The 23,409-nt window shown below is 58.4% G+C and carries 18 protein-coding genes; 7 read left to right on the forward strand and 11 right to left on the reverse strand.

Annotated elements, in window-relative coordinates; genetic code table 11:
- Window positions 1–20: 20 nt before the first annotated feature.
- The 3 genes from NDI65_RS10710 to NDI65_RS10720 form a co-directional block, all read right to left on the reverse strand.
- Window positions 21–431: a cupin domain-containing protein gene (locus NDI65_RS10710; RefSeq protein ID WP_042665777.1), complete on the reverse strand. Its 411-nt coding sequence runs from the start codon at window positions 429–431 to the stop codon at window positions 21–23.
- Window positions 432–1,350: 919 nt separating this feature from the next.
- Entirely contained in the window at window positions 1,351–2,304 is a 954-nt protein-coding gene (locus NDI65_RS10715) for an AEC family transporter (RefSeq protein ID WP_089780728.1), read from the reverse strand.
- 817 nt (window positions 2,305–3,121) lie between these two features.
- The gene (locus NDI65_RS10720; protein ID WP_089780730.1) at window positions 3,122–4,060 is read right to left on the reverse strand and encodes an NAD-dependent epimerase/dehydratase family protein; all 939 of its coding nucleotides are present in this window, start codon (window positions 4,058–4,060) and stop codon (window positions 3,122–3,124) included.
- 659 nt (window positions 4,061–4,719) lie between these two features.
- On the opposite strand from NDI65_RS10720, the gene NDI65_RS10725 reads away from it, so the two are divergent.
- Together NDI65_RS10725 and NDI65_RS10730 are read left to right on the forward strand one after the other, a co-directional pair.
- Window positions 4,720–6,945: a DUF2206 domain-containing protein gene (locus NDI65_RS10725; RefSeq protein ID WP_089780732.1), complete on the forward strand. Its 2,226-nt coding sequence runs from the start codon at window positions 4,720–4,722 to the stop codon at window positions 6,943–6,945.
- A gap of 79 nt (window positions 6,946–7,024) precedes the next feature.
- Complete coding sequence (locus tag NDI65_RS10730) at window positions 7,025–8,029, forward strand: glycosyltransferase family 2 protein (protein ID WP_089780734.1); 1,005 nt, start codon at window positions 7,025–7,027, stop codon at window positions 8,027–8,029.
- Window positions 8,030–8,041: 12 nt separating this feature from the next.
- Here the strand turns inward: NDI65_RS10730 and NDI65_RS10735 are convergent, their stop codons facing one another.
- Together NDI65_RS10735 and NDI65_RS10740 are read right to left on the reverse strand one after the other, a co-directional pair.
- On the reverse strand, window positions 8,042–9,511 hold the full coding sequence (locus NDI65_RS10735; protein ID WP_310893645.1) for a flippase: 1,470 nt from the start codon (window positions 9,509–9,511) through the stop codon (window positions 8,042–8,044).
- 115 nt (window positions 9,512–9,626) lie between these two features.
- Window positions 9,627–10,598, reverse strand: a complete 972-nt coding sequence (locus NDI65_RS10740) for an ATP-grasp domain-containing protein (RefSeq protein ID WP_310893646.1) — start codon at window positions 10,596–10,598, stop codon at window positions 9,627–9,629.
- Between the two features lie 404 nt (window positions 10,599–11,002).
- Between NDI65_RS10740 and NDI65_RS10745 the strand changes: the two genes are divergently transcribed.
- Window positions 11,003–11,803 (forward strand): FkbM family methyltransferase, encoded by an 801-nt coding sequence (locus NDI65_RS10745; protein WP_089780737.1) that lies wholly within the window; start codon window positions 11,003–11,005, stop codon window positions 11,801–11,803.
- A 607-nt stretch (window positions 11,804–12,410) separates the two neighbouring features.
- Window positions 12,411–13,526, forward strand: a complete 1,116-nt coding sequence (locus NDI65_RS10750) for a glycosyltransferase family 2 protein (RefSeq protein ID WP_310893647.1) — start codon at window positions 12,411–12,413, stop codon at window positions 13,524–13,526.
- Between the two features lie 88 nt (window positions 13,527–13,614).
- Here the strand turns inward: NDI65_RS10750 and NDI65_RS10755 are convergent, their stop codons facing one another.
- Window positions 13,615–14,784 (reverse strand): sulfatase-like hydrolase/transferase, encoded by a 1,170-nt coding sequence (locus tag NDI65_RS10755; RefSeq protein ID WP_310893648.1) that lies wholly within the window; start codon window positions 14,782–14,784, stop codon window positions 13,615–13,617.
- Window positions 14,785–15,147: 363 nt separating this feature from the next.
- Here NDI65_RS10755 and NDI65_RS10760 point away from each other — a divergent pair, with 363 nt between their 5' ends.
- Genes NDI65_RS10760 through NDI65_RS10770 form a run of 3 tightly spaced genes read left to right on the forward strand, consistent with a single transcriptional unit; the run spans window position 15,148 to window position 18,355 of the window.
- A complete protein-coding gene (locus NDI65_RS10760) occupies window positions 15,148–16,089 on the forward strand; it encodes a polysaccharide deacetylase family protein (RefSeq protein WP_089780742.1) in 942 nt (313 codons plus the stop codon).
- A 2-nt stretch (window positions 16,090–16,091) separates the two neighbouring features.
- Complete coding sequence (locus tag NDI65_RS10765) at window positions 16,092–17,162, forward strand: GNAT family N-acetyltransferase (protein WP_089780744.1); 1,071 nt, start codon at window positions 16,092–16,094, stop codon at window positions 17,160–17,162.
- Between the two features lie 2 nt (window positions 17,163–17,164).
- A complete protein-coding gene (locus NDI65_RS10770; RefSeq protein ID WP_089780746.1) occupies window positions 17,165–18,355 on the forward strand; it encodes a glycosyltransferase family 4 protein in 1,191 nt (396 codons plus the stop codon).
- A 10-nt stretch (window positions 18,356–18,365) separates the two neighbouring features.
- On the opposite strand, the gene NDI65_RS10775 is transcribed toward NDI65_RS10770, so the two are convergent.
- The 5 genes from NDI65_RS10775 to NDI65_RS10795 form a co-directional block, all read right to left on the reverse strand.
- Window positions 18,366–19,292 (reverse strand): hypothetical protein, encoded by a 927-nt coding sequence (locus NDI65_RS10775; RefSeq protein WP_089780748.1) that lies wholly within the window; start codon window positions 19,290–19,292, stop codon window positions 18,366–18,368.
- Window positions 19,293–19,411: 119 nt separating this feature from the next.
- Window positions 19,412–20,272: a glycoside hydrolase family 16 protein gene (locus tag NDI65_RS10780; RefSeq protein WP_042665783.1), complete on the reverse strand. Its 861-nt coding sequence runs from the start codon at window positions 20,270–20,272 to the stop codon at window positions 19,412–19,414.
- Window positions 20,273–20,287: 15 nt separating this feature from the next.
- Window positions 20,288–20,458: a hypothetical protein gene (locus tag NDI65_RS10785; RefSeq protein ID WP_157837761.1), complete on the reverse strand. Its 171-nt coding sequence runs from the start codon at window positions 20,456–20,458 to the stop codon at window positions 20,288–20,290.
- A 100-nt stretch (window positions 20,459–20,558) separates the two neighbouring features.
- Window positions 20,559–22,055 carry a family 16 glycosylhydrolase gene (locus tag NDI65_RS10790; RefSeq protein WP_167344155.1) on the reverse strand — a complete coding sequence of 499 codons (1,497 nt, stop codon included), beginning with the start codon at window positions 22,053–22,055 and terminating at the stop codon, window positions 20,559–20,561.
- A 748-nt stretch (window positions 22,056–22,803) separates the two neighbouring features.
- Window positions 22,804–23,316, reverse strand: coding sequence for a metal-dependent hydrolase (locus NDI65_RS10795; protein ID WP_052368087.1), 513 nt, complete (start codon window positions 23,314–23,316; stop codon window positions 22,804–22,806).
- Window positions 23,317–23,409: the final 93 nt, after the last annotated feature.

Below are 23,409 nucleotides of genomic sequence, written 5' to 3' on the forward strand. Positions count from 1 at the left end.
AAACCGCTCGCCCGCGCGGGTCAGTTACCCGGGAACTCGCCGGGCGGGAAAATCGTCGCGTCGTCGTCGTCGCGAATCTCGGCTTCCGGGCCGGGCGGGCAGTAGACCGCGAGGAACCGAAGCGGCTCCCACGACGTGTTGATGGTGCTGTGTTCGACGCCGCTGGGGATGTGAACCATGTCGCCCGCGCCGACCGTGCGCGTCTCGTCCTCGATGGTCTGTTCGCCCTCGCCGCCGAGGAAGTACAGTATCTCCTCGCTGTCGGGGTGGGTGTGTCGCTCGTGGCCCTTTCCGGGTTCGAGCAACACGACGCCGGCGCTGAACCCCTCAGAGCCGGTGACTTCGGGGGTGTTCATCCACTTGAGCGTGCCCCAGTCCAATCCAATCGTCTCTACGTCGTCCGCCTGAACGAACCGCTTTTCGGATACCATGACGTGTTGAGTCAAACAGTATCAATTATTAAATATTTTGGTGGCCGGAATGCGGTCAGAGGTTCGTCGAGCGCTCGCGAGCGACTCGAACGATTTTCGAGAGGAAAACGACGGTGCAGAGTTGAGGTCGACGGCCAACGCGACTGGACTAGCAGTAGGAGGCCTCACACGGTGATTCGACGCTATGCGAGTCGGCGACGGTCACGCGGACGCCCCGGCCCGTTCGCGTGTTGTAAATTATTAATAGACAACTATGATTGCGAGCGAATCGTGACGGAATCTGTCGGCGACTGAACGACGTACTCCGCGGGGACGAGCGGAATCGGAGCCACGTACGGGAGATTATCCGCTCGTCGAACCCGGGCGACCGTCCTACTCACGCGAGCTGTGCGGGGTTCGACCGGCAACGACGGCCGCCGTTCGCGCGTCGAACGAGTGTGGCGTGGTGACGAGTCGGACGGCTCTCGGACATCCGTTTTCATATCGAAAATACGGCGTGGAGTCGCGAGGGCGGAAGGTATCTGCGCCGGTACTCGACCCGTATTTTCGACCGCCATTACAGACGTACATGCGTAATATATCTATTACAAGCGTACGTCTGTAATATATTCTGTCAGCACTCGCAGTTTACGAGACGAGGAGGAACGGCCGTGGGGCCAACAGACAGATTCTGTCCGATACCTCCCGCGTAGACGGTGCGAATCTTCGCGGCGCTTGCACCCCAAACTCCGCGTGAGAAGCGGCCGTCGCGAGGACGCGAAGCGTTTACGAGACCGCAATCGAACGGCTCCGCAACTGGCGGGGGGAACCGTCTACCGGGCGCTCAGACGAGGCGCGAGTTGCGCGACCGAAACGATATTTCGAAATGTGAATCGGGAGGCATTACCGATGAACGCCTCGAATACCGCCGTCGTCGCGCTCAGTACAGAGCGCCCGCCTGTAAGACAGCCACGAGAACGGTCAGGACGGCGACGCTGGCAACGGTGGTCGTGAAGATGGTCGTGCTGAGATACTCGGGCGCGGTGATGCCGTCGACCGTCGTGTCGTCGGCGTACTCGATGGTGAGCGCCAGCGGGATGACCGCGGCGGGGGTCGCACATTCGAGGACGAACACTTTCGCGACGGTCGGGTCGCCGAACCCCAACGCGAGCGCGAGGCCGAACCCGACGAGCGGCGCGACGACGAGCTTCAGCGCCGACGGCGCGAGCGACCGCGATATCACGGACACGTTGGTCTCGGCCAACTGGATGCCGAGGATGAGCAGCATGACCGGAATCGACGCGTCGCCGACGAGTCCGACGGTCTCCATGAGCGCCGAGTCGGTCGGCGGGACGAGCCCGAGCCCACGGGCGAGAACGCCGGCAACGATGGCGTACAGGAGGGGGAGCCGAAATATCTCGGTGGCGGCGTCCAGCACCCCGCTATCGGAGCCGTTCGACGCGATGTAGACGCCGAGGGTGTACACGACGAGGTTCTGGATAGTGAGGTAGATGACGGCGGTCGTCCGTCCGACTTCGCCGAAGGCGAACCCGGACAGCGGGATTCCGACGAATCCCGAGTTCGGGAACGCCGCCGCCAACATGAGCGCGCCGAGGAGCGGTCCCGATTCACCGGCGAGTCGGCCGACGCCCCACGCGATGGCAATCATGAGAAGCGCGTAGCCGACGACGCCGACGCCGAGTTTGAGGACTTCCCCGCCCCCGAGGGTCGTCGTGGCGATGCTGTGGAACGCCAACGCCGGGATGAGTACGTACAGTCCGAGCGTGTTTATCGGCCCGACGTCGATGTCCGTCGTTCGCGCGAGGAGATACCCGACGACGGCGACGCCGAGAATCGGGAGAATCGCGTTCGTGAACGCCCCCGTCAACGACATGGCTCGTACCTCGAAGTAGGTCGATTCGGCGGCCGGGCGCGCTCAACTAACACTCTGCGCTGTCGCTGTCGGCTCATGTCAGTCCCATTGCGCTTCCCGTATAAATAGTATCGGTGATCGCCGCGCGCGGGTCGGCGCTACTCACCGCCGGAGGTCGTGTGAGCGAGCAGATGTGCGAGCAAGTAGTTCCGGAGAAAGCGTTTAACATAACACAGAATCGGGTCGGTAGAATGGACATAGGAATGCAAGTATCGTGAACTACTCTCGGACGCTCGAACGAGGGCTGGCCCACGGATAATAAACGCGGTCGACTCGAACGTTGAGAATCTAAAAGAGATATTTCATGAAATTTCGCTCAGAATGGCCAAGCCGACCACTCAACTCTAATCAACAGATTGGGGCCGACATTCGAGTCACTTAACGAGGAACACGGTCTCTCAGGGATTGCGTATTATCCGAGAAGTGATAGAGAACGCAGTCGCCGGACCGATACCAGACCGGCTCAATGATTCGACGTCAAGGGCGGGTTTTGCACAGTTTATATTGTAAAAATAGAACAATATACTTGGCATTAACCCCGATAGCGACCGGTGGGACTAACGTCGTCGATTCGACGTATCGTCACTCCAAGTGAACATCCGGTCGCGTGGAACTGTACAGCGACGCTGATCGGGGCGTTCGCTGTCCGCTCACGCCCCCGAGTTCTCTCGAAACCCGTCGGCTGAGCGGTCTACGAGACCCATCCCACGGCACGTCGATTTTTCGACTTACCAAGCCCTTCGCAATGTACTATCGACTCTCTCAGTGTGCAGTGGGTTCACACCGTGGACGGGCTCGCTCCATAGGAGGTGAGTAACCGCTTGACACCGTCATCAAGTGCGACCTGTGGAGCATATCCGATACGACTCTCCGCACGGGAGATGTCCGCACACGAGCGCTGGATATCTCCTTGTCGTGGGTCGCCGTGGACGATTGGGGAATTACTGGCCGTCGCGTTCTTGATGATTTCCGCGAGTTCGTGAATCGCCGTCTCAGACCCCGTACCGATATTGTATGCAACACCGAACTCGTCTGTTTTCGCAGCGAGGAGGTTCGCACGTACGACGTCGTCGACGTAGACGAAATCGCGTGTTTGTTTGCCGTCTCCGTCGACGGTGATCGGTTCGCCCGCCCGCGCTTGTTCGAGAAAAGTACCGATGACACCACTGTAGTCTCCGTTCGATTGTCGTGGCCCATAGACGTTGAAATATCGAAGCGCCACCGTCTCCAGACCGTAGAGTTCGTGGTACAGTCGGGCGTATCTGTCTATCGAGAGCTTCTGTAAGCCGTACGGCGATTTCGGCTCTTTGGGTTCGTCTTCGCGGACCGGGACGGTTCTGGGGCGTCCATAGATTGCCGCGCTCGACGCGAGAACGACTCGCGCGTCTTCTCGCCGGGCCGACTCAAGAAGTCTGAGCGTCGCAGTCGTGTTCACAGAATGGCATCTGAACGGGTCGTCGACGGACTTGCTCACGCTCACTTTCGCCGCTTGGTGGAAGATGAGGTCGACGTCGGACGTCGCTTCGGCGATCGCGCGAGAATCCCGAATATCGGCCTGTACCAGCTCTACCGAGTCGGGAAGTCGAGAAGCAGAACCCGAAGAGAGGTCGTCGACGACTCTGACCTCGTTGTCCTCGGCCAGTACGTCTACGATGTGGCTCCCGATGAATCCGGCACCGCCTGTGACGAGAACTGTCTGCCCACTAATGTCTGCCATGACACTACCCACATCGCAATGTCGACTCAAGGTTACTTTGTGTCTTAGTCAGTGGCCTGAACGTCTCCGTCGTCAAAATTAACATCTAAAATTTTTTATTTTTCGGATTATAGACATGGATTATATGTCCCAGGTTCAACTTCGAATGCGATATTTTCCCGCCGCCGCCCGGTTTGGCGACCTACTGTTGGGAATATGTCATTACTAACTGTCAAGGCTCCCGGCTTAATTCGCACTTTCATTACAAGACTAAATTTGTAATTACTTTGACCGCCAACGAAGCGGCCGATTTCGAGGCTCTCAGCCGCGTCCCCGCCGGGCACCGGTGGTCGAGGCCCGCGTATACTCCCGGTATACTCTACCTAATCAAACAGCGATGAGGACAGTACCACCGACAACACTTCTCCACCGGCTATAGTTACAAACGTGTGTGATTTTCAACCTATTTTGATGTTCGTCGTGAGACCGAGTGTCACATCCACTCGTCCGTCTTCTTGACTATCGCCGAAGGTTCGGTTCTCAGTCAGCGTCGGCGGTGACTCGTCCAGACGAGCGCCGGGACAAGCCATCATTCATCGTCTGAGGAAAGTATCGAATAACGGTCCTATTACTTACATTGGTTGAGTGATATCTCGAATCATAGCCTTCGAATCACGACCATGTTTCCGAAATTGAACAGGGTAGCGCACCCATCTCTCTCACAGACAGTATCGATTCAGCTTACTATCGTGACGCTACTCGCGCTGTTTTGGTTGACTCTTGGACTAGGTTCGGCTGGGATATTCGTCTCCGGTCTCAGGGTTGGAAGCACGCTCCTCCTGTTATTTTTCTTGCCCGGCCTCTTACTCACGCAGTTCGCTCGGCTCCGGATTACTCGGGGTGGAGAAGCCGTACTCTACGCAGTCGGGTTGAGCCTCGTCTTCCTTTCGTTGTTCGTCACCTCGGTCGGCGTACTCACACCGCTACTGAACGTCCAAGACACGTTTTCGTTGCAACCGCTGGCTATCTCCTTGACCGTCGTGTTGCTGCTGATAACCGCGCTTTTGCACGTTGTTGAAACACCAGAGGCGCGATTTGACTGGGTCGCGCCGACTCGTTTGACTGCGGGGCTGATAGCTGTTCCAGTCGTTGCGGTACTGGCCGCGGGGTTCATGAACGACGGTGGGGACGCCTCGCTGATGTTCCTCTTCGTCGTTCTCGTCGCCGCTGCTGTCGTGGTCAGCTCGACTCGGTTCCTCCCGCCGACGCAGTACCCATTGGCCATCTTCCTCATCGGACTTGCGACGTTCCTCCATCGAAACCTCCTCACCGGTGGTGTCATCGGTGCAGACGTCCAGTTCCAGTACTTCCTCGCCCAGCATATACAGGAGACCCACGTCTGGTCGCCCGGCGTCGGGAGTCGAATCACGGCGCTCCCGATGGTGACCGCGGTCCCGGCTGCTATCTCGACACTCGCCGACGTCTCAGTCGCGGCGGTGTTCAAGGTCGCGTACGTGTTCGTCTTTTCACTCGTCCCCGTCGGGATCTACTACGTCGGACGGCGTATCTTTGGGAACCGGGAGGCGCTGCTCGGCAGTTTCTTTTTCATCTTCTATCACATCTCGTTCTCTCTCACTCCGGGGAAGCAGTTACTCTCGGAGTTGTTCGTCGTACTGCTTTTGCTGCTCCTGTTCGAGCACGGCCTATCGACAGTCGGCAATAAAGCCGTCGCCGTCTTACTGAGTATCGGCGTTATTCACACCCATTACGGGACGGCATTCGTGCTTGGCGGGTCGCTGCTCGCCGGACATCTCATGCTTGGTGTGGTTCGTCGCGTCGTCGACGAGTTCGAACACGATAGCTCGGTCGTATACCCCGTCACATTTCTCGGATTGGCCATCGCTTGGTACGCGACGTTTTCGCCGCAGTTACTGAACCAGATTCTGCGGATGCCGTTGGTCATCGGACAGCAGGTCGCCAATCTCGTCGTTGGCACGGCGGTCGGAACCGGTGCGAACTACATCGGTGGCCAGGTGACCGTACTCGACCAACTCAACGTCCTCGTCTACTTGGTCCTGACCGCACTGCTGGGGATTGGATTGCTGTCACGGGTCGTCACTCACGGAGTCCGATTACGTCGCGGCGAACGCACGGAGTACGTCGAGTACACTGCGCTCTCGATACCGATGTTCGTCTTCCTCGCGTCGACGTTCTTCGTCATCGCGAACCTCTGGGCCGACAGGACGTACCAGATGGTGTTGGTCGTCCTCGCACCGTTCGTTGCCCTCGGCTTTCGGACTCTGTTCGCGGCGACGGTCACGGCGCTCGAACGCCTCGGGAAACCCAGAGACCTCCGTCCCAGGTGGTCGCTCCTCGCAGTTCTTCTCAGCGCGTTGTTCGTCCTCAACTCGGGTGCCGCGTATGCCGCGGTCGGGAACGCGGACACAGCCACGTTCGACTCGAACGCCAACGATTACGTATTCACTGACGACGAACGCGCTGGTGCCGCGTGGCTCAAGGAACACGCCGGGCTCACTGGTTCCGGTTCGTACCGCTCTCCGAGTGCCGCCTCACCTTCGGACGACACAGTCACGATATACACTGACTCGGTGAGCTACCAACTGCTCCGTTCGACGACTCCGGAGACGTACTACGACGTCCGAATCGAGCGACTGCGGAGCCCTTGGCACCCAGAGTTCGACCAGAGCCGACTGCAACGCGGGTACGTGTTCATTCGGGAACGGAGCGTCAGGGACGTTTCCGGGTCCGAGCGTCTCCCGATTACGTCTCTCTCGCGTGAGCATGCCGAGGACGTGACCGAAGCTGGAACGGTCGTCTTCCGGAACGACGAGGTGACTATCGTGAGAATCGAGGGGCGGTCAGACGGATACTCCGACGACCTGTGAGGGTTCGATTCGCCTTGGAGAAACCGGAGCGAACGTACCACCCCCGAAACGCTTTTACTGAGATACGATGTTGTATCGGATGATTGTGGCATCGACAGATCCGTCCACTGACCCGCTCGTGTCGTACGTTCTGGCGACGTACAACAGGCCGGACGACCTGAGAGAGGCTATCGAGTCCATCCTCGACCAGACCTACGACCCTATCGAGGTAATCGTAGTCAGTAACTCGACGGACGAGACCTCGACCATGTTTGAGGACGGCGGTCGCTTCGACGAACCGACCGTCCACTATCACGAGTTCCCCGGCCGGATGGGCGTCCCACAGGCGCGGAATATCGGATACGACCTCGCGTCGGGCGACATTCTCGTGACCATCGACGACGATGCGGTATTGACCAGTAACGATGCGACGGAGACCGTCGTCCGTCTGTTCGATTCGAATCCCGAGATCGGTGTATTGGCCTTCCAGTGCCGTGACTACCGGACCGACGAGGTGAACCCCCACGAGACGCCCGACCCACCGCGATTCGACATGACACCGACTGTCCCGTATCGCGCGACGAACTTCGTCGGCGTCGGAAACGCGATTCGAAGCGCGGTCATCGACCGAGTCGGTGATTTCCCGGAGGACTTCGTGTACGGGTTCGAGGAGATGGACCTCTCGTTCCGCGTCCACGAAAGTGGCTACGATATCCTCTTTACGCCCGAGGTCGCCGTCTGGCACAAGAAATCGCCCGAAGCACGACGTACCGACCTCGAAACGCAGGAGCGGCTGGTCGGGAACCGAATCAAACTCGCACTCCGTAACCTCCCGATGCGCTATGTAGTGGTCTCGACGGTTCTGTGGTCAGTGTATGGGTTGCTACTCACTCGGCGGCCGTCTTCGCTCTGGAACATCTATCGCCGTCTCTACGACGAACGAGAGACGACCCTTGAGGCGAGACGCGTCGTCTCCCCGCGGACGATTCGGCGAATCAAATCGCGGAAGACGATGCTGTTCTTCTGGTGGTACGGTCCGCACCCCGGTCGCCTCTTCGGGAGAGACGGCACTCCACAGCGGGTGTTCTGGGAGACGAGCAATTGAATTGAATCGCGGCTACTTATCGCTCGTCTGTCCACGCCCTGAACGCCGTTCGTCCGAAACGTAACGGGATGCGAGCAATCGAACCACGGGCAGCACGATACGGTGTCTGACGTCCGGAATCGACACGGAGAACGCGAGGTAGAGCAGTCCCCCGAGCAGTACCTGTAACACTAACGAGAACACGGTATCGACCGGGAACTGCGTCTTGACGCCGTAGACGACAACGCCCATCGCCACTGACGAGAGCGTAAACCATCCGATGAGGGGGTACGGAATCGAGAAATCGACGTATCGGCCGAGATAGCGTGTTTGAAGGAGTGCGTTTACGACCCACGAGACGGTCGTCGCCACCGCGGCACCGACGAATCCGATAGTGACGATGAGAATCGGGCTCAGGACTAAATTGACACCGACGGCGGCGACGGTCGCTTTTGCGGCGAGGTTCGGCCTGTTGATTGCCCTGACCGAAACCCCGACGATATCGTTGATGGATTGGAAGAACTTCTCTATCATCAAGACGACGAGGACCAGCGATGCGATGACGTATTCAGGACCGAAAAGGAATTCGAGAACGTCGGAGCCGTATATCACCGCCCCGACCACAGCGGGAATAGAAAAGAACACCGCGAACCCGATGGCAGTCGAGATGGTCGACTCTATCTGCTTCGCCGACGAATCCGCATTCCACTGGCTGATCTGGGGGAACAGCGTCAACGAGATCGACTTGCTGAACATGAGGACGAGCAGCGTCACCTGCCAGGCGACCTCGTACGCACTGACGTAACTCTGGACGAGGAAAAACCCGATGAGGGCAGAGTCCATCCACTGGTAGATGCTCCCCCCGACGGAGTTCACGACGTCGTACTTCGAGAAATCGACCAGCGACCGCATCTGTGGGAGTGCCGGCCGACCAAGGCCGATGTCGCAGGCGAGAACCGCCCAAACCAACGCGACGGCTGAGCCTGCTAAGAGTCCGTAGACGATGCCCTCGGGTCCATATCCACGCGAGACAAAAAACGAACCGAGCCCGACCCAAGTGAGTCGGCGGGCGAACTCGATTGATGCGGTACGGCCGACCCGAAGTCGGCCCCGAACCGCATGAATGTACAGCAGCGAGAGCTCCCGGAGGAAGACGGCGAGGACCAACAACACTGCGAGGTCTCCACCGAGATAGTCGTTGATTCGACCCCGAAACGCGAGGACGCCGAGTGAGACCACCGTGAGCAACACCAGTTTGAGAGCGAGTGCGGAACTCAATGTCCGGACGGGGTCTTCCCCCTCACTCAGCCGTTTTTCGAGTGCGGAACGGAGGCCGAAATCGGCGGGAATCGAGAGCAATCCTTGGACGGCAAAGAACAGGAAGAAGATACCCAATTGCGTCTGCCCGAGGTTTCGGGAGAAGTAGATGATGCCACCGAACATCAGTAGAGCACGTCCCGTCTTTGAGAGGAACAGCTTGAACGTCGATAGTCCTATATCCATGATGGCACAGTGTCGCTAGCGAGTGGGCAACGAATAGTTACCCTGCCGCTACGAGGCACGACGTTCTCCGACCGACACGGTTCGAGTGCTGACCTGCGGCCGGGGCGTGACTGCGTCACGATGCACTGAACAGGGTGTTGAGTACACCTCGTGCGAACGGTTTGGGGTCGTCGAACGAGATGTAATCGAAGTGGGGGTGCTGGTAGACGGACGAAGCGACGTCGACGAACGCCTCCCTCATCGACGGTTTGTCGACGTTTGGGAAGTCGTCGACGAGGACGCTCCTGAGATACTGGAGTTCGCCGACGAGTAGATGCGTCGCGACGCCTTCCTCGTACCCCGGTCTGATTTCGTCTTTCCGACCCTGATTCGTGAGCCAGTAGTCGTACGGGTAGGTAGCGCCGGCGCGGATATCGAGATTCACGGAAGCCCACACTCGCGGATTGATTTCGAGGAGGTAGAACTCGCCGGTCTCTCGTTCCTTGATGAACTGAACTGACGCGAGCCCGTTCCATTCCAGATGAGTAAGCAACGATTCGGCCAACTCCTCGACCGCTGGGTCGTGTGTCATCTCCCGGAACACGCTCATCCCGCCAGCGTACGTTTTTCCGCGAAGTTGCCGTCGGAGACTCGTCTTCACCGGCTCGCCGTGGTCGTAGAGTGCCCGGAACGAGTACTCCTCCCCCCAGTGACACTCCTGCACCACGGGAACGTGGCCAAGCATGTCTTCGATGAGCCGGTCGACGTCGGGCGAGACGCCCCTCGGGATGTACTCGGGGCGTTGCCTGCCTTCACACTCCGTCGCCTCTAGATGGTCCACGTAATCGTGAGTGAGGATTCCGTACCGAGGTTTCACGATGAGCTCTCGATCCCAGTCTGTCACGTCCGTGAGGAGTTCCGTCTTCGGAACGCGGAGTCCGATGTCTTCCGCAACAGTAGCCAATCGATACCCGTCCTGCGCGACCCTGACTGCATCGAACGACGGCCAGCCGATCTCGACATGCGGTTTGAAATCCTCAACGTACCGTGAGAGGACGTAGGCGTCTTCCTCCCTGATGGGGAGTATTGCTTCCACGTCGGGGCGCATCGAGAGCGAGACGAGCGCATCTTTGTACGCGATGACGTCCTCGTGCGGTGATGGAACGACGACGGTCTCGTCCGCGTACTTCGATGCGAACGCTGGGACAGTTTCGTCTTCCGAAACGACGACTGTATGAACCCCTTCGGGCGAGAGTGACCGAAGCGACGCGACGACGCTCACAGATTGATTCGCTGGAACGATGATCGACTTCCACATGATTGTCTTCTCCTCCGCTACTTTTCACCTCATCATGATTGATTATCAAGATGATTCACGTTGTGCTTGAGAGTCTGTGTTTGCTGAACGAAGAGGCTCTCAAGAACGTAAATTGACTTGCGATTGGGGTGACTTCCTCGTCGGGTGCGTGCTACCCGCAACTATTTGCGCGTTCCCGGCGATAGTCTTCCCCGATGACCTTCGTCTCCAAAATCGGAGACCTCCTGTGGGGGACCCCGGCGTACAGCGTCGGCAACAGACTCTTCGAGACGACAGTCGAGGTGTATCTACGCACCCACCCGCCCTACGAGTTCTCCTGCGGAGAGGCGACAGCCACGTTCCGCCCTCGTACGTTCGTCGAGTGGAACAACCTTCGGCACAGAATCCGGGACGAGGCCGAAGTATTGGAACACGTGCTCTCGAACGTACGGGCTGGCGACGTCTTTTACGATGTCGGCGCAAACATGGGAATCTATGCCTGCCTCGTCGGGTCCAGCGTCCCCGACGTGGCTGTCGTCGGTTTCGAACCGTATCCACCGAACACCGAGTCGCTTCGACGGAACCTCACCGAAAACTCGATTGACGCGACCGTCGTCGAACGACCGCTCTCCGACGGGAGTTCGGAAGAGAGGTTTCACCTCTACGACACCCTCGATGCGGGTGCACAACACGGATCGCTCGACACGAGGTATCCCACCGGAGAGGCGCTCACATCCATACCGACGACAACGATTGCCGGAGACAGTCTCGTCGAAGCCGGTCGAATCCCCGAGCCGAACGTCGTCAAAATCGACGTTCAGGGGACTGCGCCGTCCGTACTCATGGGGCTGGAATCGTCACTCACTGGACAACGGTGCCGGCTCGTCTACGTGGAGGCGCACGACAACGCAAGCGAGATTACAACCATATTATCGAGGTTCGGATACCAGATATCGACACTCCGCGTCGACCGACCGAACAAAGACCCCACGGTAGTGGGACGGAAAGGCGAATGACCGCGAACCGGCCGCCTGACCTTCGGTTTCGAAGCACAAATCGAACATCGTGACCTTACCACCAGACATAATTTCTCACCTCTAGTATTAAATTCCATGAGGTAGAGTAATCAATAGATTAAATACGTCGTGAGTTGACGTGTTAACCGGAGATACCGGTCCGAAGCTTGATGAGCGACGCTGTACCCAGAGGCAGCGGTCGGGTAGACGACTCGATGAGTGATTGGAATGCGGATGGAACACGGAAAAATATGAGCCGCTACTGGCAGTCGATACGAGGACGGGGGGTGGTTGGGAGATGAAGCGAGAACACGAGTCACACGAACGAGATGCTGAGCAACCCGCTATCGGATTTGTCGCGACCGACGAGAACATCCTCACGTTGCCACGAGACGTCGTCCACACTCGAAACAACGGGTTCGACGTCTTCGTCACGTATCAGCGGTCTATCGACGAAGACGAATTAGATGTCGTCTCCGAGCTGGGCGCAACCGTCGTCGACCCGGTTATCGAGGCAGGGCGGGTCAATCCGTACAAGACGTTCGCGAGCGCGCTCGACGGTCAGACCCTCGTCATCGTCTCCCACCTGAACGACTCCGTCGAACAGGTGTTCGTCGACGCCGATGCAACGACAGGCGCGGTGGGCGAATCGAACAAGCGTGACACCGACGTCCTTTCCCGGCCCATTCGGAGAGACTCGGACGGCTCCGTCGAACTGACGGAGAGTTCCTCAGCGAGACCGCGAGAGCGGGCGAACGGCGACCAGTTACAATCGGCGAGTGAATCGCCGGCTATCGTCGCAATTCCGGCATACAACGAGGCGACGACGATAGCGTCCGTCGTACAAAGCGTCGCACCGTATGTCGACGAGGTCCTCGTCGTCGACGACGGGAGCGGTGACGAAACGGCCATCGCTGCACGCGATGCGGGTGCGACCGTCATCGAACACGAAACGAACCGTGGCTACGGGGCCGCGTTGAACACGGCGTTCAGAGAAGCGGACAGGCGGAACGCGAACAGGCTCGTAACCATCGATGGGGACGGACAGCACGACCCGAACGACGTCCCGAAGTTACTCCGTAAGCTGGACGAGACCGCCGCCGACATCGTGATCGGGAGCCGGTTCGTGGCGGGGGCGTCGACGAACGCACCGTTCTATCGACGGTTCGGTCTCAAAGTCATCAACCTCATGACCAACTTGAGTATGGGCGTCGTGAGGCGAGAGTCTCGTGTCGCCGACACACAGAGCGGGTTTCGCGCATACAACGACCAGGCGATACGCTCGATCAACTTAGATTCGGGTATCGGCGACCAGATGAACGCGAGTATCGACATCTTGTATCACGCCCATCACAACGATTACCGACTCGAAGAGGTAGGGGTCACGATAGACTACGACGTCGAAAACGCTAGTAGCCACCATCCTATCGCACACGGGTTGTCTCTCGTATCGAATATCCTGAAGACCGTCGAACTCGAACGCCCGTTGACTGCACTCGGCGTTCCCGGGTTCTTCGGTTCGACCGTCGGAATCTTCATCGCCTATTTCACGATTTCTAACTATCTGACGACAGGTGAGTTCCAACTCGGTATGGCCGTCACTTCGACGCTGTTCGTGCTCGCTGGGTTGCTCGCTTGCTTCACCGCGATCATTCTCCACTCGATGAGTCGGCTGTTCGAATCCAGTCGGTCGTCGACCGAGTATCCTCCGTTCGACCGCTGACGAGGGGACCGTTTGACCCGGTTGGAGGGCGGGAAGCGAGTTTGCAGATAGACGAATCGGGTGAATCAGGACTCGACGCCGAGGGGGCTCACTGTAGATAGCCGAGGTCGCGCAGTTGGGTCTTCTGCTCGTCGCTGAGTCCGGCGTCTGACGCCTCGTGTGTCGCCTGTTCGAGACGCGAGGGGACGACGCGTTGCGCTTCGTCTCTTGAGAAATCCGGGGCACCGTAGGTCATGCTGCTCGTCAAGGCGATAGAGAGCATGTTCAGCGCCTTCGTCGGAGACAGATTTCCGAGCCACGCCGGGGAGTACCCCCGGAATACATTGTCGTATCCGATCGCACCGAGTCGTTGGACCGAGGACTTCCGGTGGAAGACGTATCCGCCCGACCGATTCCACGCGGATGTCGCGGCGTAGACGGAGAGTTCGACCGCTCTCCCCGCGACGTCGACGTCGAGGTGCTGCCAGACGTCCGAACGGACTTTTCGGGTCGGTCGTGGAGTGGACCGCCAGAGGTCGACACCGTCCACGTCTGCGGGAGGTTCTCCGCGCTGCGCAGAGATGACCGTGGGGGCGACGTCGACACCGCTCAGAAGTGGGTCGTACGTCTCGCCTTCGGGCAGTCCCGCCCCCGCGAAGACGACCGGAACTTCCACGTTCTCCGGGGCCATCGGGTGGCCGTGCCCAAAGCGCCCACCGTTGGTCCATTCGCCGAGACACTGACCGTGGTCGCTCGTGAACACGACTAACGTTTCGTCGAGGAGTCCGTCCTCGGATAGTCGTTCGTACAGCCGAAGGAATCGCTGTGCAGAGTTGTGACAGTCTTGGCGGTAGAGGTTCACCAACTGCGGACGACGCCTCTCGTGCGTTCGGAAGAACTCTTTCGTTGATTCGAATACCCCGTTTTCGAACCCGTACGGAGCGTGTGGTCCGACGTCGTGGACGAAGTTGACGAACGGCGGTTCGAGGTCTTCGATTGTCCGCTCGGTATCCACGTGGTTAATCTGGAGTGGTGGTTTATCGGGCGCGTCGAGCTCGATCCACACCGTCTCCGTGTCAAATCCGACGTCATATGCATCGTCGTCGAGTAACGGCGGCCGTTCCGGGAGTCGGTCGTCGAACATCCAGACGCCATGTGTCGCCGGGTACAGGCCCGTGGTCAACGACGGTATCGAAGACGCCGTGAACGTACTCGCGGAGATCGCCTTCGCCGTCACCCCCAACTGTCGCACTTCGTCCGGGAGGAAGTCGTACCGCATCGCGTCGGACACGAATACCAAGACGTTATTCACGTTGGGTCGGTCGGCCAGTTTCGAGAGAGGCGTGCCACTAGTGGACGCAGTCGTATCTGTCATGCTAGCAACAGCGTATTCGACGGGAGGCCACCTAATGGTTAGTGTCAGTCAGCTATCTGATTATCGGCGGGAGTAGAGCCACCCTCCGTCCGGCGTCAGGTATCGTCCGGAACGTTCACAGGCAGACAGTTACGCCGAAACCGTGTCTGACGGGTGTCTAGGGACGAATAGAAGATATAAGGACGGGTGACATTACGCTCTAACTCAGCAATAATCCGATTATCAAATATATAACAATAGTCGCTACCGTCAACCCGTGTCTTACGTGTGAGCGAGAAGCGTAACGACTGTGTACGGAATTCGATATCCTTCGACCTGGAGCACTGGCACACTGCGACGCTCCTCGTCGACGAGGTGAGAGATCCGATAGACCGTATCGTAGAATCCACGGAAATCGTCCTCGATTTACTCGACAGACACGACGTCGCGGCGACCTTCTTTGTCGTGGGAGACGTCGCCGACGAGTACCCATGGCTCATCAACCGAATCCACGAGTTAGGACACGAGATCGGCTCTCACGGACAGACTCACAGACCGCTGTTCGATCTCTCGCCGAGCGAGTTCGAGCGGGAACTGGCTGAGTCGGGTGCTGCAATCGAATCAGTGACGGGCGAGTTCCCGATGGGGGTTCGACTTCCAAACTTCTCGCTGACGAGACGAACACAATGGGGGTTCGAAGTCCTCGCACGGAGCGAGTACCGATACGATTCGAGCGTGTTCCCGGTGAAGACGCCGATGTACGGCGTCCCCGGAGGGCCGTTGAGACCGTACCGGGTGCATCCCGGACGGCCGTTCGATTCGAGTGCGGCGGTCGGCAGCCAAAGAGAGTTGCTTGTAGAATCGCCCCTCGCCGTGACCAATACGATGTTACGACTCCCCATCGGTGGGGGGTTTTACGCGCGGGTCACACCGATTCGTTTGTTCGAGTGGGCGGTCAGTCGGCTGAACGAGTCGAGTATTCCGGCAAACCTGTACTTCCACCCGTGGGAGTTCAACCCGTCGGTCCCCGTTTCGGAACCGAAGTTCCACAAACGAGCGGTGAGTTTCGCGGGAATCGAGCGGTTAGCAGACAAAGTTGAACGGCTCCTCACGACCTTCGAGTTCGGACCAGTGAGCGAATTGATCCGTGCGGAACTTGGGCAGGACGTGTTCGACGAACCGCGGCCCCGAACCAATCACGAGGTCTCGAAGGGAACCTCCCACCACTGAAGATGAGTACGAGCAAGACAAAGACGCGGTTGACGGTGACGGACTGTACAGACAGGCGCGAGTGGAACGACTTCGTCGAATCGAACGACGGTCCCCCGTTTGGACTGTGGGGATGGCGCGAAGCCAGTCGGAATTACGGACACGACACGCACTGGCTCGCCGCCCGAGATGGGGGTGACATCGTCGGCGCACTCCCCCTCGTCGAGATTCGAAGCCGTCTCTTTGGTTCGAAGATCGTCTCACCCCCGTACGGTGAACGCGGGTCGGTCATCTTGGCCGACGACGCACCGGAGTCGACGACCACGCATCTCGTCCGGCAGGCGAAACGTATCGCGGACGACGCGGGAGTTGATTTCGTCAGTCTCCGTGGGACGACCGTCGACCACGCGCAATTCGAGGGGTTCGAACACGAAAATCGGTTCGTCACCTTCGACGTTCCGGTGGGCGTCAACCACGATGAGATGTGGGACGGTCTCAAGGAGAGTCGACAACGGCAAATCGACCAGGCCCGGGAAAACGACCTGGAGTACGTCGTCGGAGAGTCACTCGACGAATTACGCGAGTACTATGAGCTGTATCTCCAGTCGGTGAGAGGCCACGGGTCTCCACCCCACTCCTTCGAATTCTTCAAAAGGGTCTGGGAAACCTTCGCAGACCACGGAACACTCCATCTGGGACTGGTACGACACGACGGACGAGCGATTAACGGCATCGTGAATCTCGGCTGCGGGTCAACGGTCTCACAGTGGGGGGTCATCACTGATTACGAGTACCGTGACCTTCAGGGCGGGAGTTTCCTACTGTGGAAATCGATGGAGCACGCACACGAAAACGGGTACCAATCCTACGAACTCGGACGGACGAGAGAGGGGACGGGCGTGTACATGTTCAAAAAGAGCTTCGGCGGAAAGAAGACTCAGTACGACGATTTTCACTACTACCCGAACGGACCGGTTGAGCTTCCACATCCGGACAAATCGGCCTACAAACCGATAAAGGAAGCCTGGAAGCGACTCCCGATTCCGGTGACGAAACTCATCGGTCCCACGCTTCGGAAGGACATCAGCCTCTGACCATGCACGTACTCTATATCGTTGGACAGAGCACGGGTGGGCTCCCCCACTACGCCGCCGAACTCGCAAACAGCGTTGCGAATTCCGCCGAAGTGACGGTGTTCAAACCGACCGAAACGTCGGCGGACGATCTGTTCTGTGACGATATCGAACTCGTGAACGCGTTCGATCCGATCGGCATCTCGATGCCCGGGCTGTACAAGTTAGATATCAATCCACTGAACATCTTCAGAGGCCTGTACTCATACAGCGCGGTGAAAGAAATCGAGCAGTACGACCCGGACGTCATTCACGACAGTACCGGAATCTTCCCACAGGTGAAGTTTTTCGCCAAACTCCACGATGTGGACGACTATCCGTTCGTGACGACCCGACACGAAGTGCCGGTGAGCCGCTTCAGCCTCGCACGCCCTCCCGTCCTCATCGAAGAGATACTCAACCTCACGATTCCAGCTCTCGATGAAGACCGGACTGTCGTCCACACGAAGCGACAAAAAGAGGTCCTCGTAAGCCGTGGATTCGACGCGGACGGCGTCGTCGTCATCCCACACGGGGCGTACTCAGTTTTCGGCGGCGTCGAGGATATCGACCGTGAACCCGAGGAGAACACGCTTCTCTTCTTCGGGAACATCGTTCCCCCGAAAGGACTTGACATACTCGTCGATGCAGTCGAGATACTCCGCGAAACGATTCCGGATGTCAATCTGATTATCGCCGGGGACGGACAGCTTCCGAGCGGAGTGCGCAAGACCATTGAACGGTATCCCGATAACTTCGAGGTTCACCGTCGGTTCATCCCCAATGACGAAGTCAAGGAGTTCTTCGCGCGGACCACAGTCGTCGTGATGCCGTACCGAGATCAGAGCGGGACGAAGGGACACAGCGGTGTTCTCTCGACCGCGTTCTCGTTCGGGAAACCCGTCGTAGCATCGACAGCGAGTGAGTTCCCCGAACAGGTCGAAGACGAGGGCTGTGGGCTCGTCGTCCCCCCGGAGAACCCCACGCGGCTGGCTTCGGCTCTTGAGACGGTGCTTCGAGACGAGTCCGCCCGGTCCGAGATGTCGCAAAACTGCGTCCGGATGAGCGAGCAACTCTCGTGGGACAGCGTGGCGCAACAGTATCTCGACGTGTACAGCGCCCTCGTCGGAGCGCACGAGTCGGGAGGCAAACAGGCCGTTCTTCGGACTCCGTGACCGGTTCCCGTCACTCGGTGTACCCCAGTGCGCGGAGTTGTGCGTCGCGGGAGACGTCGCTCGGTTGCGTGTCGTACGATGCGGGCGTGTGTGTCCCCTCGTCTGTTCCCGTCGTCGTCACCCACGGGACCTGCGTCAAACACGGGAGGTCGATCTGATTCGGATGCCCGTAGATGCCCCACTCTCCGAACGCCTCGCCGTGGTCGGCAGTAATCACGACCCGCTCCGCGTCTACGTTCCGTAAGAGGAGGTCTACGTCGGTGAGGACGAACCGGAGTGTCTCTCTGTACCGGTCGATAGCGACCCGCTGCGACAACTCTCCGCTCGTCACGCGGTCCCATGCGTCGGGATTACTCTCCCTCCCGAAACTGAAATTCGCGCGGTCGAGCGCTTCGGCGCCTTCGGTGAGGAACGGGACGTGCGGCTGAAGATAATGAACCAAGAGCCGTTCTGTCTCGGCGTTCCTCCCGTGGTGTATCGCTCTGTCAGTGACGGGCCTCGGCCGGACGGTTCCCCACTGCTCGTCCCACGCGTACCGCCACACTTCGTCTAACTCACCGAAGGTGTCTTCGTCGCAGAATTCGTCAGTGAAGGGGTTGGCTGACACGTACGCCGTCTCCTGAAGAACGTCTTCCGGCGTTCGTTCGAGGGTTCTGGGGAGCCAGTTCCACGTGCACGACGCTACGGAGGGAAAGTCGTCGACTCGCTGTATCCAATCGTAGCCGTCCGATTGACGTCTGAGTTCGTCCGCCCTGCACGCGTCCAAGAGTATACAGACGTCCCAGTCCTCCTCGAAGACGCTACGACCTGTGATATTCCCTGTCGAACGGTGGTACACGATTCCGAACCACCGACGCAAACCGCCTGAGAGACCATATCTGTCTACGAATCCCGGAAGGCTTCCGAGACCTTTCCGTAACTCTTGGGAAGTGACCATACGTCACTCCATTGATCGTTGATATATATCAAATTATCCCAAAGTATTCCGGAGGAAAATACAATATATGTTGAAATTATGGCACAGATGTGTTTTATCCACGATATTAGCTACCGTGTCTACAGAGACGTATCCTCCCAGAGTCGGACCCAATCGACCACCATCTCTTCCCCCCACCTCTCTGTTTGGTCGGCGGTGCCGATGTTGTTGATATTGAGCGAGAACATGAAATAAAACGGGGCTCCGTTGGACAGTGCGGTCAGTAGCGTTTCGCCGAGCCACTTTCGGACGACCTTCCCGTCGACGTAGTGAACTAGCTCGTCGGCCTGCCACTCGACACCGTACGTGTGAAACTCCCGCGTGAGGTCCCCACCTGGCGTATACGACGCACCGAGGTTCCTATGTGTCGAGCGGTCGCCCACCTCCCTCGAACTCGAATAGTGGACGGTGTGTCTCGAAATGTGCCTATCGTCCCACCCCGAATCGTCCTGCCAAATCTCCACAACGTCGACCTCGGGCGGCCACGCCTCGGTGTTCGGTTTCGCCCAGAACGCGTTTTGAAAGCCGGTTCGCCCCGCAAACGAGATTCTGGCTTCGAGATAACTTCCCGGTCCGAACGTCACCTTGTTCTTCGTGTTCACGGCACCGGATCGTATCTCGCCCCGTTCGTGTGTCCCTCGGAGCCGGAGTGACCCGCCTTCCGTTCGGACGTTCTCTGAAACGATTCGAGTCGGACTCGTGGACGTTTCGACCCCCCAGCCCCAACCGATTGACCACGACGAGGCGTCTAACGAGTCGCCCGAGAAGGTATCTTCGAAAGCGAGTTCCCAGTGTGCTTCCCCCGGTGAGCGTGCGCGAAGCCTGTCTCCGTACCGATCAGCGAGCGACTCTCGATTCAGTACGACGCCGCCGACGACGAGACCAGCGCCGGCAGCGCCGGCTGTCGCCCCTGACACTCGGAGGAACTCTCGTCGGTTCATATCTCCGAATACCTCTCACCCGTTCGCACGAAGGTCCGAACGCGGAGTGACTGCGACGAGCTCTCCGAGGAGCGTGACAACCCCCTTCACCGACAGCGCCGTCGTGCCACCACCGGCGAGAGAGTCTCCGAGGGATATCGACGGGTGCCGCTCACCGGTCACACGGCTGTAGGTCTCCGAGCGCATGCTACTACTGTGGGGGTAGAGACACAAAGCCGCTTCGTCAAAAAGTCAGTTCCGTGCTTCCAACAGCCCCGAATCCGGATGTAGCCTGCGCTACTACGGATTAGAGCTCTTGGCCGTTGAGCGTCGCGACGACGTCGCCGCCGTACGTCGATACGTCGAGGACACTCCCATCGAACAGCCAATACGCGTCCGAATCGTCCTTCACGGACCCGTGAATCTTCGAGTTGCCGACGTCGTCGCCGCTGTCCGCGACACCCGACGACGTCTCTGCCTTCTGGACGGCCCCATCGGTTTCAACGAGGTACCAAACGGTCCCGTTGCTGTTCGACCCACGGCGGATGACGAGGAGGTCGACGCGCGACTCATTTACGTAGACGTCTGCGGGTCCATCGAGCGCGATATCCGTCACATCGCCTTCGAATCGGTACGTGTCTGACCCGGCACCGACCGCCCCGCTTGCGGTCGTCCCAGAGACCGAGTCTTCGCTCGTAATCGAGTCGGTCTCGGCGAGCGCATCGCTCACAGAGACGGTATAGGAGGTCGAACTACTGTACCCACTCCCGTCGATGGTGATGGTGTTGGGAAGTGTCGTCGTCTGCGTCGAGTCCGACGTTTGGCTCTGGTCAGACGGCCTGTAGGGGCCGGGTTCAGAATCGTCGACTAAGTCGGCCGTGTTGACCGGTGAGTTGTCGATATAGATGTCGAGGTCGCCGTCGAACCTGAGGTCCGTGATGTCACCGGTAAACCGGAATCCGGGGAGTGACGACGTCTTACTGGTCGTCCCACCCGCGACGGTACCGTCTTCAGCGACCCAGTAATCCTCGGTCGTGTCCTGCGGTTCGATTCCGATGTTCCCGCCACTCGCCTCGAACGCGAACGTGACCGGGTTGCCGTCACCCGACCGGGCCCAGAGATAATGCTCTGTGTCGGTCTGACTGGTCGTGTCAGTGGTCGAGTCGGTCGTGGAGCTGTCCGAACTAGTCCCCGAGTGGTCCCAGAGGCGGACCCAGTCGATCGCGACTTCTTCGCCCCACGGCACCGAGTAGTCGGGCGTGCCGACGTTGTCGATGTTCAGAGAGAACATCATGTAGTGAACACCACCGTTCTGCATCGCCTGCATGGCGGTGCTATCCGTGGACTCCCAGACCGCTTCTCCGTCGACGTAGTGAGTGATTCGGTCTTCTTGCCACTCGACTCCGTAGATGTGGTAGTTCTCAGTCAGGTCGTCACCCGGCGTGTATCCGCCGCCGGGGCCGACGTGAGTGGAATTGTCTCCCGGCTCCGTTGAGGTCGAGTAATGAATGTGGTGTCGTGACCGATGGGTATCGTCCGTCCCACTTCCGTCTTGCATCAGTTCGACGACGTCGATCTCAGGCGGCCACGCCTCGGTGTTCGGCTTCGACCAGAACGCGTTCTGGAACCCCTCGCGCCGCGCGAACTTGATCTTCGCTTCGTAGTAACTGCCTGGGCCGAAGGTGACTTTGTTCTTCGTGTTCACTCCGCCCGCGTACGGTTGGTCTCCGTCGTGCGTTCCCTTCAGATAGAGGTTGCTGTCGCGGACATCGACGTTGCGTTCGACCACTTCGGTCGGACTCATGGTCGTTCCGGTTCCCCAGCCCCAACCGATAGACCACTGCTCTGTGTCCAGAGAATCACCGTCGAAGTCGTCTTCGAAGGTCAGGGTCCATTCGTCTTGGTTTGCGGGGCCTCCTTCAGTCACTGCCGCAGAGCCCACGCCGATGCTAGAGACGCCCAGTGCTGTCAAGGCACCGGCGCCGGACAGTTTCATGAGATTCCGGCGAGTGCAGTGGAGGGACTTCGCGTTCGTTTCTTCGTCCGGTGTATCCGGACATTCGTCGTCTCTCATAGGTACAGTTTCGTGAAAGGCAGTGGAGTATAAATGTCTTTTTTGAATGAATTTGTAAATATTGGCACGTTAATTGAACAAATGAGTTATGTCTAGGATAATACCACGTTATAATTTTGCGAATTTAAGCTAGCGATTAAGATAAATTCAATTTTCTAATTGTAGACGGGTTCAATCAATATATCGTCTATATATAATTGAGATAGTCATATAACTAATTTATTAAAATAATCTATGTAATCGACATACTGGACTCGGCTACTGGTCAATCAAGATAGTTACAGGATATTATAGTTATCAAGTTGGAAATTCTTTTTTCGCCGAGGGAAAACGGTCTCTTAATACATATTTTCTGACGATAATTTCGCAGAAACCGTTTGTTAACCCCGCGTTAAGCTATTCTGTATATCTGATACATCAGCGGTTCACACTGTGTGTTAATTGTCACCGCTACACCTAGTGACGGCGTTCGAGCAGGTCAGCTGTGGGCAGTGCGCGCTCGGAGATACCAGCCTATCGCGACGAGTGTGAGGAGACCGAGTTGGACGAAGAGCGCTGGCGAGGGGTCTAACGCCTGAAGTCGGGGGAGCAACGTGAGCTCCGTACCGTAGTCCACTGCCGGGAGTGCAGGCCAGAGGAAAAACGTCGCGTAGTACAGGTCGCCGTCGAGCAATGGCGGGACAACGTCACCGACGATGTGCGTGAAGTACCCAAAGAGAAAGGCGAACACCGCTTCATCTCGGTCCACCCTCCGCCCGATCCGAGTGAGGACGATCGCCACGAGAAAGAAGGTGAAGATGGAGTGAGCAAGCGACCGACCATTCGGTAACACGCCGACGTACCACGCGAGCGGTTTGTCAACCAAGTCCGGAAACTGCGTGCCGAGCGTGAGCGACAGTCCGACGCCGACCCGTGAGATGCCCAACTGTCGCATTCGACGATAGCCGAAGTACGCGAGAGCGCCGAATAACAGGTGTCCCCAGGGCCACATCAACGTAGATTGGTCGAGCGTCGAACTATGTAATGCGCTCGCTACCCAGTTCCGCCGTTGACGAATGCCTTCTCAGCGGACACCGGACTTGTG

It is taken from the genome of Haloferax sp. S2CR25 (assembly GCF_031624535.1).
In the GTDB taxonomy this organism is placed as follows: domain Archaea; phylum Halobacteriota; class Halobacteria; order Halobacteriales; family Haloferacaceae; genus Haloferax; species Haloferax massiliensis.